This window comes from Acinetobacter sp. YH12251 (genome assembly GCF_013417465.1).
GTDB classification, from domain to species: domain Bacteria; phylum Pseudomonadota; class Gammaproteobacteria; order Pseudomonadales; family Moraxellaceae; genus Acinetobacter; species Acinetobacter amyesii.
In genome coordinates, this window is record NZ_VPDZ01000007.1 from 1 (window position 1) to 15,544 (window position 15,544).

Here is a 15,544-nt window from a genome sequence, read left to right on the forward strand (position 1 = left end):
CCACACAAGTTGTTCTTCATAATCTCTTAATGATCTTCTTGTTGGTTCGTCACCAGCAAGCTAGGTCGGCTATATTACTCTTTATTTCTAAAGAGTCAACTGGTAATTCAAATTATTTTTAAACTTATCAAATAAAACCCAACTTAATCAATTCAACCAAGTCATTGTTTTATCAGAAGTTTTAATCTTCATCACCGCCGATGGATGTGCATTCTACAGCATTTCTGATCCAACGCAACACTTTTTTTAAAATAATTATTTCGAGCGCACATTTTTCGCTCAAATTACATTTTTTCATTCATATTTTGATCAAATTTGGTTTAATAGTAATAAATCAAGATTATTTGAACGTTTTTACTTATTATACGGCAAACATTTTGCCGCGCTAAAAGCGTCAGGACTATATATGCGCCAAACTTCTTTTTTATATGCAGGATTATTGTCACTTGTCGTAACAACACCTGTATTTGCAAATGACGAGGCTTCAGCACCTGTTGCTCAAGACTCAGAAGCTGCCAATAAATCAAAAACACAACAACTTGCGCATGCTGCGATGGTCAAGTCATCTGAAGTTGCAAAAAAATTATCTGTAAATGCCAATGCAGCACAATCAGAAGAAGATAAAGACCCTTTCCAACCGATCAACCGGAAAGTTTACGCATTTAATGATTATTTAGATGTCCATATTGCCCGCCCTGTTGCTGTGCAATATGTAGCAAAAACCCCTAAGGATATACGTGAATCGTATCGTTTATTCCGTAAAAATTTGGGCGAACCTTGGAATGCATTTAACCAACTCATCCAAGGTAGACCGACACGTGCCGCAAAAAGTCTGGGGCGTTTTACTGTTAATACACTGACAACTTTAGGCTTTGCTGACCCTGCAAGCCGTCTAGGTCTAGAAACCGAAGATGAAAACTTTGGCGCGACTTTAGGTTATTACGGTATTCCTTCTGGTCCTTATATTGTTTTACCAGTGCTTGGTCCAAGCACATTGCGCCAAACCGTCGGTCTAGCTGTAGATAGTCAAGGACGTCCACAGAAATATATGCTTGATGGTCATGATGTGGCATATTGGTCTGAGCAAACTTTACGTGGAATTGATACTCGCGCTCAATTACTGGATATTGAAGGTGTATTGCAAGGCGATAAATATGCTCAAATTCGCGACATCTATTTACAACGCCTGAACTATTCTATTGCTGAGAAAAAAGGTATTGCTGAAGAAAACCTATTTATTGATGAAGAAGATGACGATATTGATGAATCTGAAGATAATTCAACAGACGTTTCATCTGATGATTCTACCGATTTCATTGATGATAGCATTTCAGATGATACCGACACGGTATTAACTGAATAAATAAAATTTTTCAATTGGCTGGTGTGGTTTTTCCCTCCAGCCATCATTAGCTTGCTATAGTACACTTATTGTCTATCGAAGGATTCATCTAATTCTTTATGTATTTCATTCAACCTACTCGTGATATTCCATATTTAGATCAGGTACTTGATGCGCTTCCTAGCGTACAAATGATTAACATTGAAGATCTAGACTTGTATGATCCAACAATCATTGCAATTGCTGATGTTGCCGACTTTTTAAATCACCAATGGACACTTCCTACCATTGTGCTCGCTTTTGAGCATGAGGGCGCTGCATTGGCTCAAGCGTGGCAACAAGGCGCTTTAGCAGGATGGGTGTGGGACCATATTCCAACCAACCTTCAGGTGGCACTCACTAAAATTGATGCGCAATACAAACGCAATCAAGACAGCCGTGATCTCCCTTCTGCTGCAGATTTGCAAAAACGTTTACTGCCCAACCCGATTGAACTCCACAACTATAAAATTGAAACATTCTTCCAGCCTTCAGCCTATTTATCCGGTGATTGGTACGATTACTGGAAAATCAGTGATAAAGAAATCATGTTTTATCTCGCAGATGTATCTGGTCATGGGGTGACGAGTAGTTTACTAACCTCATGGATGGCTGCTTTCCACGGTCGTTCAAAAACCCCAAGAGAGTTGATCAAAAAACTCAATGGCATGTTGGTCCAAGAAAATATTGAAAAGCACATTACCATGATTGCGGGGATACTCAATCTCGATACGCATGTCTTGAAATGGTCTAGTGCAGGCCATTATCCGCCGGCCATTTTATTTGAACCCGGTCTTCCCGCACGAATTTTAAATACCAGTAGCTTTCCACTTGGATTAACTGAAGACCTAGAAGTTGAAGAGTTTGAATTTACCTTAAATCGTTATTCGCGCTTTGTAATTTGCTCGGATGGCGCACTTGAACCTTTTGATGGTGGATTGAATGAACAGCTAGGTCAATTGGTTTATCACTTGCAAAATCAATCATTTCAAGCACCAGACCATGTTGCCGACGATATTGCCATCCTAAGTTTACGTCGAATCAATTAGTCACGAAATCAACTACTTAAACCGAATAAGACTTTCTGATCATACTCGGCTACTTGAGTAAGCTGTGCCCCTATGGGATAATTTACTATCCTTCTCTGCAAATGGCATTTATATGTCAACAGGTCATGTTGAATATGCAAGCTTGAACGGAACGCATATTTTTAAGCTTATTGGCGAAGTGCGTGCTCAATCTTGTATTAGTCTAGACAAGTTATTAAACAAAATTGAACAGCAACAAAATGTCGTCGGTGCAATCGTTGATTTAACCCAAACGACATTTATCGATAGTACTGTTCTTGGCATTTTGGCGAAACTGGGTTTGAAGCTCAAACAAGTTCACCATATCCAAGCAGTAATGTTGTCTACAAACTCTGATATCACAACGCTTGCCAATAGCATGGGTTTAGGTCAAGTGTTTGTTATTTTGAATTATTGTGGTGATCCAAGTGTATGCACTCGCGCACTTATGGAAGAACACATTACCCATAGCAATATGCTGAATACGGTTTTAGATGCACACAAAACGCTGATGAAACTGAATGATAGCAACCAAAATATGTTTGAGCCTTTGGTCAAACAACTGCAAAAAGAGCAGGACAATCTAGAGCAACCCAAGCAGCAAAATGTCTAATTTAGGTTAATCACAGCAGAGACCCTCTTCGCATGACTTTACTTTCCGTTGCACAAATGAATTCTCAAAATGACATTGAAGATAACTTCAAAGTGATCGAATCATCGATGCAGCAAAGTCAGGCTCAAGGTGCGAGTCTCATTGTATTTCCTGAAAATTTTGTCTGCTTTGCTGCAGGTAAACAACGCGAAACCGCGGCGCAATTTGAAAGTATTCAGCAGCGACTAGAACAACTCGCACATCGTTATCAACTTTGGATTGTTGCGGGCACACTCCCATGCCCTTATCGTCCAGATGGTTCAATCATTCAAGATGGCCGTGTCCGTACTGTCAGCCTGTGTATCAGCCCTGAACGTACCGAAGCACGTTATGACAAAATTCATTTATTTGATGTGCAAGTTGGTGACGCTGTCGGTGGCTATCAAGAATCAAAATTCTTTGAACCTGGTACTGAAACCGTAATTGCAACAACACCTTTTGGCAATATTGGCATGATGGTGTGCTACGACTTGCGCTTTCCTGAACTGGCTTTGAAACTTAGTAGCCAAGGTGCAAACATTTTAACGGCGCCTGCAGCTTTTACATACACCACGGGTGAAATGCACTGGCAGCTCTTACTGCAAGCTCGTGCCATGGATAGCCAATGTGCTGTACTGGGTGCCGCACAACAAGGTTGGCATGGTGAAAAGCGTCAAACTTGGGGGCATGCTGGAGCAAGCAACAGCCGTGGTCAAATTTTAGCAATCACCGCAGAAGAAGGCGCTCAACTACTCACAGTTCCTTTTGACTTAGACGAACAGCAGCAGATTCGTGCATCAATGCCACTGATGCAGCACCGTGTTTTGGTTCAATATTGATTTTCACTCTGTATAAAATTACAAAAAAACTGAATATTATTTAAACAAAATCCCCCACGATATGATTTTGAACCATCATCTGAGGGATTAGAAAAATGACTTTAGAAAAAGCAGTTTATACAGCCCATGCAAAAGCCACTGGTGGTCGTGATGGTCGTGCAACGACATCCGATGGTCATTTAGATGTTCAATTGGCTGTGCCGAAAATTATGGGGGGTACAGGTAATGGTACGAATCCTGAACAACTCTTCGCCGCTGGTTATTCAGCCTGTTTTTTAGGTGCAATGAAATTTGTGTCTAACCGAGATAAAATTTCGATTACCCCTGCTGCCTACGTCGAGGGTGATGTTGGTATCGGCCCTATTCCAACAGGATTTGGTATCGAAGTGACGCTTAATATTCATCTTGAGGGTATGGATGCAAGCGAGGCGCAGAAATTGGTCGATGCCGCGCATATTGTGTGCCCCTATTCAAATGCGACCCGAAACAATATTAATGTCACTTTAAATGTTTTGACTTAAACCCATTTGTACCTATCTAAACAAAGCACTGTTTTAATTCCTTATAAAATAGTGCTTTGAGTTTTTTGACCTCTACACATCTACAGCTGAGCTCAAAATAAAATCTTACCCATTTCCAATACATTTAAATATTCTTATTCAGCTGCCAAAACCTTGCTAAAATATATAACGATTCTTATTTACATTCATTTGTTGATCTATGATGCTTAAACCTCTCCTTATCAGTACATTACTAATCAGCGCATCCACACTGAGTTTTGCTGAATTAACCCTGTCTGAAAAAGTCCGTCCTCACATTAAATCCTTGGTCAATCCAGAAATTCAACGTCTTGCGCTACCACCAACACCGAACAACATGTCTTTACCTGCTTATGGTCAAGGCATCATTGGTTGGGGTACAGGCCCAGAAGGTGCAGCAGCGCGCTTAGCCAATATCAGTAAAGCCGACGTTGAAAAGCTTAAAACTCAAGATGTCACTTTAGAGATGGTTCAAACTTGGCAAAAGTTTTATGAAAATGAAACGCAGCGCAATGCAGGTAACCCAACCGCGCCCATTCGTGCTGAATTGATGAAGAAAGTTGTCAGTTTGTGGTAAGTGAAAGACCGTACAGCCCATATTTTTTGGGCTGTTTTTGTTCAAATTAAAATAAAAAATTATGAGACATTCGATAGAAAGAATAATGAATAAAATTTAAAAAATGTTTAATATTCAAACTATAATTAACTACATATCCATAAAAAATTAAAATCATTTTCAGGACTTCACAATGAAAACATACTTTTCGATGCTTTTTCTAAGCTTGGCCTTAGCCGCATGTAGCCAAACACCTGCGCCTGATTTTTCAGGGGAATGGAAACAAACACCTGACACGGAGAGCCTACGCAAACTTTCCATTAGCAAACAAGGCGATGACTACCAAATTAAAGACGAATTTTGGCTCGATAAAAATAATACTGAGCGCACTTCTAGTGCTTCATCCGGTATGGCCGAAGTTAATAATGATGTTTTGAAATATAAAGAGAGCAATAGCATTGAAATGAAACTCAGTGATGCAACTCACCTCACTCTGACAGATAAAGCATACGATGCTGTTATTCATTTTGAAAAGATTAACTAAAGCAAAGCCCCGAGTCCTTGCACAGGCTTCGGGGCTTTATTTATATTTTACACTGACTATTCAGCCGCTTCATTCGTCACTCTGAGCACTTCTTCAATGGTGGTTTTACCTGCCAAAACTTTACGCAATCCATCATCACGAATTGAACCCGCATTTGCACGTACATGATTTTCTAACTCAAACTCAGCAGCATTACCATGGATGAGGCGACGTGTTTGCTCATCAATCGGGACGATTTCATAAATTGCGGTACGCCCTGTAAATCCAGTATGCGAGCATTGTTCACAGCCTTTAGGTTGTGGCAATTTTAATTCGGCCGATGCATCGAGATGCTTAAATAAGTCTTTTTCAAAATCATCGGCATCATGCCAAGTCGCACAGTGACGGCACAAGGTTCGAACCAAACGCTGCGCCACCACACCGATCAGAGAGCTTGAAAGTAGAAAGGGTTCAATCCCCATGTCTTTAAGACGGGTCACAGCACCGATTGCTGTATTGGTATGCAGCGTGGAAAGTACCAAGTGGCCTGTTAATGACGCTTGTACTGCAATTTCAGCAGTTTCTAAATCACGAATCTCCCCGACCATCACCACATCTGGATCTTGGCGAAGCATGGCTTTTAATGCACGAGCAAAGGTCATATCCACTTTGGTATTGACCTGCGTCTGCCCGATCCCTTCAAGTTGATACTCAATTGGATCTTCAGCGGTCAAAATATTTTTTGAACCATCATTTAGATCAGACAATGCCGCATATAAGGTTGTAGTTTTACCCGAACCCGTTGGTCCCGTAACCAAAATAATACCATGCGGACGATGTACCAGTTGTTTCAATCGATCATAGTCATGCTGCATCAAGCCCAAATGGGTCATGTTTAAACGCCCAGCTTGTTTATCGAGTAAACGCATCACTACACGTTCACCATACGAAGATGGTAAGGTCGATACACGAACATCAACTTCACGGCCCGCCAAACGTAGTGAAATACGACCATCTTGTGGAATTCGCTTTTCTGCAATATCGAGTTTGGCCATGACTTTGATCCGTGACACCAACAGTGGTGCTAGTTCACGACGTGGCTGCACAATTTCACGTAACTGACCATCGACACGTAAGCGGACAGACAGCTTTTTTTCAAAAGATTCGATATGAATATCGGAGGCTCCAACACGAATTGCTTCAGACAATAAGGCATTGATTAAGCGTACAATCGGTGCATCGTCTTCCTGATCCATCAGATCTTCAGCTTCTGGCACAGAGTCTGCAAGGCTGAGTAAATCAGGATGATCTTCCAGACCCGCTGCCACTTGTTGAGACTCACCGGTGTCTCCGGCAAAGCTTGCACTGAGTAATTGATTAAACTCTTGCTCACTACATAATTGATATTGTGCAGGATACCCTAAAAAGCGACGTGCTTCTTGTAAAGCCAACAGTGGCGTGCTGTCACGACGTACAATAAAAGCTTGATCACCCTCATATCGAAGCAATACGCCATGACGTTTGGCAAAACTATATGGTATTTGTAATTGTTTAAGTACTTGCATCACGCATTATAATGATGAAAAAAGTTGTTTTGAGTGTACTCTAAGCATCTGACAGCGTGAAGTCTGTTTTTAGGATTTATCAGGACAAGGGATATACGCATTGCCATTAGAAAATGATTTGACTGAAAAGGAATCCCCAAAACGTAAATGGTGGGGGGAATATCAATTTGAACTGAATCACCCGCGCAGTTGGCAGTTTGGGTCTTTATTGTTCCGTGTGACGCGCGGCATGCAAGAGTGGCGTATGGAATACCATCGCCCAACCTTTCAGTTTGACTATGAGCAACAATGGCATCCGATACAAGACCCTGAATTTGGTTTTCCACAGCCCATTAAAATGGAACGCTATATGTTCCGCCAAACACATGACAAAATTCAAATCATGCCACGTTTGGCAGATCGGTCTGTGGTGATTAAACCAGTCGATCCGATTTATATTCCAGCTGGACAGCGCGGAACGCTATATATCAGCACACCGCTTTGGATTGCTGGTTTTGTCGAAGGTCTTAGAGAACCTTTGTTTGATATACCTGTGATTCTACCAAAAGATACCTGGTTTGGTCCGAACCATCGAATGGGTGAAATTTGCTATGCCACAGCAGTTGATGGTCGTACAGAACTTAAACAACTCAAACCTCGTGCTTTTCGTGCAGTAACCCCTATTGAGTTTCATAACGTGAGTAATCAACAGATTCGTTTTGACCGTATGAATGTCCCTGTACCGGCTTTGCCATTATTTTATAGTGAAAGTACAGGACGTTTATGGACTTCACAAATTCGAGTCGTGCATGAAGGTCATGACAAACCGCCGCGGGTCAAAATTGAAAACCGTACACCGCCACAAGCAGGTGACGTGATTTATCTGCATCCGCCACGCGAGTCAGCCAATGTGCTGTTCAATATGTTTGATTCATTTTTCTAAGGGCGAGCCATGGCAGATTTAAATATTTCGACAGAAATTACCAGCAGCCTAAAAGGAATGGTCGCCAATCTCAATACTGATCGGCTGACAGAATTATTGGTGGCTGTTTTACTGGCAGTCATCGGCTTTCTGATTGCACGTTTTATCTCGAATACCTTTATTCGTACTGTGGGTATGCGTTTCAATGCTCATCAGCAGTTGGTTTGGCGTCGCGGGATTTTCTATTTCATCTTTTTAATCTTTGTGATGGCAAGTTTAAAAGAAGCCGGCTTTAAACTCAGCGTGTTCTTGGGTGCAGCGGGTATTTTAACGGTCGCACTGGGTTTTGCCTCGCAAACGTCCGCATCCAACCTGATCAGCGGGATGTTCTTGATCGGTGAAGGGTCTTTTGAGGTTGGTGATACCATTCAATTGACACTGATTCGCGGGCATACCATTGAAGGTGAAGTAATCTCGATTGATTTACTGTCGGTCAAATTACTCACGCAGGACAATGTCTATGTCCGTTTGCCGAATGAACAACTGATTCGGGCACCTGTACATAACCTGTCTAAGTTTCCAATACGGCGAATTCCAATTACCCTTGCAATTAACTTTCATGAAGACATCATCAAAGTCCGTGAAGTTTTATTAGATGCCGTTAGTAAATATCCATTGGTCTTGGCCGATCCTAAACCTGCCGTGACCGTCACTGCCTTTCGTGAATCTTCCATTGAGCTGCTTTTTGCTATTTGGTGTCAAAGAGAGAATTTCCTGAAAGTCCGTGATGAAATGCAGGAACGGATTCGAAATGCTTTTGTCGAAAATAAAATTGAAATTCCTGTACCGAAAATGGGTTTTGTTGACCACCCGCTTTCTACGCAAGCAAGCGATGCCGACGTCGATCAATATGCCAATGCACAAGAGATTCAACGAGAGCCTCAACTCAAATAATAGTTTATAGACTTGATATGAAAAGCCCTGCATATCTTTAAATGTGCAGGGCTTTTTTATCATCCACTTTTTATAGCCATCGAATCGACCTATGCGGGTTCGTGATCTCGTACCTTTAAGAACTTCATCATGGTTCAATCTTGTCATTCGGCATGGGCGCAATATAAGCAATTAAAAGCATGGCAAAACCTGCGGCCATGAAGGAAATCACTCGCATGAGAGTGCCGACATGAGATAAATCCAGCAAGACCAATTTCAAAGTGACCAAGACCAAAATACTGCCACCGAGTAGCCAAACTGAACGTAATTGGCGCTGAGTAGCAAAGCGCATACTCACCAAAGCCAATAACACCCACAGCACGGTAAAACTTAGTTGAACGGTCGCATCGCTCCAAATGTCTAAACTGTTATAAGGTGTATCCAGATACATATGTAAGGCACGAAGCACAACATAACTACTTAACCAAAGTAGCCCTAGAACACTCAACACGGCAGCCAAGCTACGATCTAAACCGGCTTTTAACTGTTGATTCAACATCCATAAAAAAGCCGCTAACAACAGCAAACTCACAGCATCAAAAGGATTTAATATGGGCAAGATATATCCCACAAAGGCCTGCTGACTAAATAATTGCGAACTAATGATCCAACTCAAAGCCAAAAACAAACTGCTACGCGCTTGCCAAAACATTTTCCAGACCGGTTGCTGCGCTTGCCAATAACACCATGCACAAAATATCAGCGGCAAAATTACCACACTGATATACGGCATACTGGGAATCAGCGTCAGACTGGTCCACGCCAAGCTGCTCAAAATTCCGAGACTGACCCATTCTTTCTCTTCACGCACACCGAGTAATGGTCGTAGCCAAAGCAACGTCAAGCTCAGCCCAGCGAATGCAAAATAAATCTGCTCCATCGTTGAATGCCAAATTAACTGACCGTTCTCACTCACTGAAATGACTTGGTACAGCCCCATCACATAAACAGGCACTAGACCGGTCCATTTAATGATGGACCAACTCCACGAAGCTTTTCGTTTTAACAAGCCTTCATTCACCACCAGATAGGCCACACTAACAATCAATAGACTCAACGCCAATTGATGGCTAGTCTGCAGCCAATCTAAGAGCAACATGGTGAACATAGTAGTTGCTGAGAGCATTTGCACACATTGAAAGGCAATACTCGAACTTGAAAGCTGTTTATGAAATGCAGGAACCGCGTGCGTCACGATAATGGCCGCCAAATAGCTCAAACACACGCCCCAATACATCTGTGCAGGGAAATGTGGCAGTTGAACCAAATAGTACAGACTTGAACAACCCGCCATTACCAAGAGCGCCATGCCTAAATAACGGCTGATATTGGACTGCTTGTATAGGGCATATATAAATATCAACGCACCTTCAACTGCCCAACCAACCACACTCCACTGCTCTTTCAATACTATAGGTGGAATCAATGCCAAGAAAATTAAGGTCAAACTCAAATAACTTTGTGCAATCAGTGGGATCACAGCACTACGTTTACTGATGCTATACAGCGCGGCAAAAAGCGCCGCGAATAGCAAGCTATACCCCGCCTGCCATACCGTTTCCTCAAAATACATCAAATACAATGCCAGATAAGCAAGCACTGGTGCAGCAAAAATCAGTGCAATATCCAAGGCAGGTTTAAGCTGAAAATGCGCAAGATCCTGTTTCGCCAATAACTGGCTAAAACGAAAACCTAGCCAGATAAAAATCGCAGCGTGGGCTAAAACCAGCACGCTCATCATCTGACGTTCGGTGGTGTATCCGTGGTAAAAAGCATATCCACCACCCATAATCACCGTCATCAAAAAAGCGATTTGATTTAGATATTTCCACGGTCTTAATGTACTCATGACCGCAACAGCAATATTAATAACAAGATAATAGGCGATGAATTCCGTTGCTGTTGCATCTCGAACAGGTAAGGTAAATGGCGCAAGATAGGCGATCAGCATTGCCATAATTGCCAGTTCTACCGACTGTTGTTTCAGACTGAGCCAAATCGTCAATGCCATAAGTGCAGCATACAGTAGACAAGCTATGCCAAAGCCCGGAATCACGGCATTGTAATAGGCAAAAAATAAAGTCAAAAACAGCGCTGCAAGACCTAGACCTTCAAGCGCCAAGGCAAAACTGCGGTTTTTGGTTTGCAGCAAAAAACCCAGTCCGACAACACCTGCACTGCTCAAACTCACGATCAGCAGTTTCATGGCCAAGCTTAGTTGCCAATGCTCTGTGGCAAATCTAAGTAAGAGCACCACGCCAATCACCAAGACCAACACCGCCACTTTTAACACAGGATTGCCTTGAAAAAGCCATTGCTGAATCTGACTAGAAAGATTTGGCGCAGACTTGGATGGTGTATCAGTAGACGATGAATTGAATGGTGTCTGATGTCTAGCTTTACCAATTTCCGTCGCGGGATGTACAGATGGTGTATCGTCAGAATCAAAATTTTCAGGACGGTCTATTGTCGACGCTGATATTGAAGTAGCTGCATGAATCGATTGCGACTGAAGCGCACGTCCTTGCAATAGATGCAGCTGACGTTCTAATCGTTTCAGCCAACGCAGAAAAAAATAGACCCACAGGCCAATCCCGATCGCAACCAAGTATCCCAATTCTGTTAACAGTCCAACGACCGTTAATAACGATGCAATATATAACGGAACCTTTGATGTCACTTGAAATGGTTGTTTTGATGAACTCAGTGCATCAGCGCCGTGCTGTAAATCATCGACATAATTCATCACACTGAGCATAAAACCGATGCCACTGATATAACTCAGGATTCGGACATCTAAGTACCATGCCCCGATCCCTACCAAGATCAGCGTCATCAACCAAATCATCTTGATTTCATTATTCTGTTTCAGCATACCTGCTTCGTCATTTTCCTGAATGTTTTGATGATACATGAGCCTGACCGATGGATTAAAACTATTCATCAGTGATTCGGTAAGTTACATATACAATCTAGACTCTGCGTGCGGGCAAAAAATCACGTACAATAAAACCGTTTTTAGGATTAGGAAATTATCAATGCCACCATTTGTCTTGGTCGATGGCTCATACTTTTTATTTCGTGCCTACCATGCACTGCCACCATTAACCACTTCAACCGGTTTGCATACCAATGCAATCCGAGGTGCCATTTCTGCCATCCAAAAATTAATGCGTCGTATCCAACCGACGCACATGGCCGTTATTTTCGATACACCTGAACCAACCTTCCGTCATGAATTGTCCCCGATCTATAAAGGTGACCGTCCTGCGATGCCGGAAGAATTATCACAACAAATTCCATATCTTCATGCATTAATTCGTGCTCTAGGGATTCCGCTGCATATGTTGCCGGGTGCTGAAGCCGATGACATTATCGGAACTTTAGCCAAACGCGCTGAAGCAGCCGGTCATCAAGTTTTGATCTCCACCGGTGACAAAGACATGGCGCAGCTCGTTACTGAGCGTGTCACTTTAGAAGACAGCTTCAAAGACAAACCTATGGACGTTCAAGGCGTTTTTGAAAAATTTGGGGTGTGGCCGAATCAAATCATTGACTACCTCACGCTGATGGGCGATGCCTCTGATGGTATCCGTGGTGTACCCGGTGTTGGCGCAAAAACGGCAGCGAAACTTTTAACCGAGTACGGCTCGATTGGCGGCATTTTAGAAAATGTCGACAGTATTAAAGGTAAAGTCGGTCAAAACATTAAAGACAATGTCGAAGGGATTGCTCTTGATCACCAACTGGCGAGTATTGTTTGTGACCTCGACATGGGTCTTAAATACGAAGATTTGAAACTTGCCGATCCAAATATTCCAGCACTTCGTGATTTATATACGGAACTAGAATTCCGTAACCAACTGCAGTCTTTAGATCATCCGAACAACCCCAATGGCGCAACCTACAAACAAGCAGCCAAAGCCATTAACACCACGGCGACTGTAGCCAATGCACCTGAAGTTGAAGATCAAGCGGACAAAACCAGTGTTGATGACTTACTTGGTGAAGCACGTTATCACACGGTATTGACTCAAGAAGATTGGGATGTGTTATTCAAGCGTCTAAGCACTGAAAAGCGTTTTGCCTTTGATACCGAAACCACTAGCCTTGACTACCGCGTGGCGCAGATTGTAGGTTTCTCGGTGGCTTTAGATGCACATGATGCCTATTACGTGCCGCTTGCGCATGATTATGAAGGTGCGCCGCAACAACTTGATCGTGACACGATCCTGAATCAACTCAAACCTTTACTTGAAGATAATGACGTACAAAAAATTGGTCATCATCTCAAATATGATGCACATGTCTTAGAAAATCATGGCATTCATTTGGCAGGTTGGTATTTCGATACCATGTTGGCCTCTTATGTCCTTAACTCTGTGGCTACACGTCATGGGATGGATGACGTCGCACGTTTGTATTTAAGTCATCTCACAACGACGTTCGAACAAGTGGCTGGCAAAGGTGCAAAACAAAAGACCTTTAACCAAATTGAGCTTGAAACTGCAGCTCATTATGCCGCAGAAGATGCCCATGTGACCTATCGTCTATATGAAGTACTCGATAAGAAGTTACAAGCTCACCCGGAGCTGATCAATATTTTGCACGATATTGAAATGCCTGTTGCCCGTGTTCTAACCTCTATGGAAGAAAACGGTATTGAGCTAGATATGAACTTCCTCGACCAACTTGGTGTGGAATTTGCCAATACCATTCAAAATTTAGAAACCGAAATTACCGATCTTGCGGGTCAAAGCTTCAATGTCAGCTCGCCAAAACAAGTGGGTGAAATTCTGTTTGATAAATTAGGTTTAAAAGGTGGCAAAAAGACCTCTACTGGTCAGTACAGCACCAGTGAAAGTGTGTTAGAAAAAATCGATCATCCGATTACTGATTTAATTTTGGAATATCGTGGTCTCTCTAAACTGAAAAGCACCTATACCGACGGTTTGTTAAAGCAAGTGAATAATGACACACATCGTGTGCATACCAGTTACCACCAAGCGTTAACGGCTACAGGTCGTTTGTCATCCACAGATCCAAACTTGCAAAACATTCCTGTCCGTGAAGATATTGGACGTCAAATCCGTAAAGCCTTTATTGCACCTGAAGGTCGCATTTTATTGGCAGCCGATTATTCGCAAATCGAATTACGTTTAATGGCGCATTTCTCGCAAGATCATGCATTGGTCGATGCCTTCAATCATGGGCAAGATGTACATAAACGTACTGCGGCAGAAGTTTTGGGTATTCCACTCGACGAAGTGACCAGCAACCAACGTCGTCAAGCAAAAGCGGTGAACTTCGGTCTGCTCTATGGCATGTCTGAATTTGGTTTGACCCGTCAATTAGGTTTCACTCGTGAAGAGTCGCGTAACTATATTGGTAAATACTTCCAACGTTACCCTGGTGTTTTGGAATATATGGAACGTACTCGCCAAGTTGCACGTGAACAAGGTTTTGTGGAAACCATTTTAGGTCGTCGTCTGTATACACCAGACATTATGGCGAGCAACAAAATGGTGAAACAAGGCGCTGAACGTGCAGCGATTAATGCGCCGCTACAAGGTTCTGCGGCGGATATCATTAAACTAGCCATGATTGCAGTCGATAAAATCTTACCGAAAGATCAAGCCAAAATGTTACTGCAAGTACACGATGAATTGGTGTTTGAAGTTGATGCTGCAATTGCCGATGAACTGTCTGCCCAACTGACTGAAGTGATGCAATCTGTGTTGAAAATTTCCGTTCCACTGATTGTGGAAGTGGGTCAAGGCAATAACTGGGACGAAGCACACTAATTCATTCACGTTAATTCACGTTCATTCACACCTTTCTCCTTATAGGAGGAAGGTTGGGATGGAGGTGAGATGTTTCTTAGTTAGTAGAAATATCTTGTTTTACACCACATATTAAATCCACAAAAAAGGACGCCGAGGCGTCCTTTTTAATTTAACTCGTCTTAGCTCAGATTAAAGACCAGTCAATAATGCAATTGCGACTTGCTTCATAATGGTTTCCGCAACCAACAATGCCAAAATCGCAAAAATTGGTGACAAGTCAATCATCCCCATATTTGGAAGAATACGGCGGAATGGCGCAAGTAGCGGTTCTGCCAATTCTTGAACCACTTCAATATAAGGCGAACGTGACTGACTAAACATCACGACCCAACTCAAAATAATCGATGCAAAAATTAAGTAACGACAGAAACGGATTAAATCCTGAATCATGGTCACAAAGGTCATAATAATCAGATGGAATGGACTATTCACCGCCACGCCAGACAAATACATCAAACCAAACATTTTTAACAAATACAGAATCACCACCAACACCAATGCTGCGGTATTCACTCGACCTTTGGCCAAAGTAGGGAAAATTCGGCTAAAGATATCGACAATTTTTGTTGCTTTTGCTGTTGCCAAAACCACAGGGTTATATGGACTCACGGCAGCAAGCTGCATTAAAAAACGGAAAAATACGAGCAAAATTGCAACGTTAATAATGATTCCAAAAATTTGAGCAGAGCCCATACTTGAACTT

13 protein-coding genes are annotated in these 15,544 nt (G+C 42.3%); 10 read left to right on the forward strand and 3 right to left on the reverse strand.

The window, feature by feature from the left end:
* Positions 1-406 precede the first annotated feature (406 nt).
* The 7 genes from FTV27_RS07195 (at position 407) to FTV27_RS07225 (ending at position 5,557) form a co-directional block, all read left to right on the forward strand.
* Positions 407-1,363: a VacJ family lipoprotein gene (locus FTV27_RS07195; RefSeq protein ID WP_180077762.1), complete on the forward strand. Its 957-nt coding sequence runs from the start codon at positions 407-409 to the stop codon at positions 1,361-1,363.
* Between the two features lie 98 nt (positions 1,364-1,461).
* Complete coding sequence (gene gigA, locus FTV27_RS07200) at positions 1,462-2,430, forward strand: RsbU family protein phosphatase GigA (RefSeq protein WP_078192616.1); 969 nt, start codon at positions 1,462-1,464, stop codon at positions 2,428-2,430.
* Between the two features lie 112 nt (positions 2,431-2,542).
* On the forward strand, positions 2,543-3,061 hold the full coding sequence (gigB, locus tag FTV27_RS07205; protein ID WP_078189558.1) for an anti-anti-sigma factor GigB: 519 nt from the start codon (positions 2,543-2,545) through the stop codon (positions 3,059-3,061).
* A 32-nt stretch (positions 3,062-3,093) separates the two neighbouring features.
* Positions 3,094-3,918 carry a carbon-nitrogen hydrolase family protein gene (locus tag FTV27_RS07210; RefSeq protein WP_180077764.1) on the forward strand — a complete coding sequence of 275 codons (825 nt, stop codon included), beginning with the start codon at positions 3,094-3,096 and terminating at the stop codon, positions 3,916-3,918.
* 95 nt (positions 3,919-4,013) lie between these two features.
* Positions 4,014-4,439, forward strand: coding sequence for an organic hydroperoxide resistance protein (locus tag FTV27_RS07215; protein WP_111884709.1), 426 nt, complete (start codon positions 4,014-4,016; stop codon positions 4,437-4,439).
* A gap of 202 nt (positions 4,440-4,641) precedes the next feature.
* The gene (locus FTV27_RS07220; RefSeq protein ID WP_180077766.1) at positions 4,642-5,034 is read left to right on the forward strand and encodes a DUF4951 domain-containing protein; all 393 of its coding nucleotides are present in this window, start codon (positions 4,642-4,644) and stop codon (positions 5,032-5,034) included.
* A gap of 172 nt (positions 5,035-5,206) precedes the next feature.
* On the forward strand, positions 5,207-5,557 hold the full coding sequence (locus FTV27_RS07225) for a hypothetical protein (protein WP_180007244.1): 351 nt from the start codon (positions 5,207-5,209) through the stop codon (positions 5,555-5,557).
* Between the two features lie 56 nt (positions 5,558-5,613).
* On the opposite strand, the gene gspE is transcribed toward FTV27_RS07225, so the two are convergent.
* Positions 5,614-7,101: a type II secretion system ATPase GspE gene (gene gspE / locus FTV27_RS07230; protein ID WP_180077768.1), complete on the reverse strand. Its 1,488-nt coding sequence runs from the start codon at positions 7,099-7,101 to the stop codon at positions 5,614-5,616.
* Between the two features lie 100 nt (positions 7,102-7,201).
* Here gspE and FTV27_RS07235 point away from each other — a divergent pair, with 100 nt between their 5' ends.
* Together FTV27_RS07235 and FTV27_RS07240 are read left to right on the forward strand one after the other, a co-directional pair.
* A complete protein-coding gene (locus FTV27_RS07235) occupies positions 7,202-8,023 on the forward strand; it encodes a hypothetical protein (protein ID WP_078192622.1) in 822 nt (273 codons plus the stop codon).
* A gap of 9 nt (positions 8,024-8,032) precedes the next feature.
* Positions 8,033-8,956: a mechanosensitive ion channel family protein gene (locus tag FTV27_RS07240; RefSeq protein WP_180024385.1), complete on the forward strand. Its 924-nt coding sequence runs from the start codon at positions 8,033-8,035 to the stop codon at positions 8,954-8,956.
* A gap of 127 nt (positions 8,957-9,083) precedes the next feature.
* On the opposite strand, the gene FTV27_RS07245 is transcribed toward FTV27_RS07240, so the two are convergent.
* Positions 9,084-11,870, reverse strand: a complete 2,787-nt coding sequence (locus tag FTV27_RS07245; RefSeq protein WP_180077943.1) for a DUF2339 domain-containing protein — start codon at positions 11,868-11,870, stop codon at positions 9,084-9,086.
* A 163-nt stretch (positions 11,871-12,033) separates the two neighbouring features.
* Here FTV27_RS07245 and polA point away from each other — a divergent pair, with 163 nt between their 5' ends.
* The gene (polA, locus tag FTV27_RS07250) at positions 12,034-14,799 is read left to right on the forward strand and encodes a DNA polymerase I (RefSeq protein WP_180077770.1); all 2,766 of its coding nucleotides are present in this window, start codon (positions 12,034-12,036) and stop codon (positions 14,797-14,799) included.
* A 171-nt stretch (positions 14,800-14,970) separates the two neighbouring features.
* Here polA and FTV27_RS07255 read toward each other — a convergent pair whose 3' ends face one another.
* Positions 14,971-15,534 carry a YggT family protein gene (locus tag FTV27_RS07255; RefSeq protein ID WP_078189567.1) on the reverse strand — a complete coding sequence of 188 codons (564 nt, stop codon included), beginning with the start codon at positions 15,532-15,534 and terminating at the stop codon, positions 14,971-14,973.
* Positions 15,535-15,544: the final 10 nt, after the last annotated feature.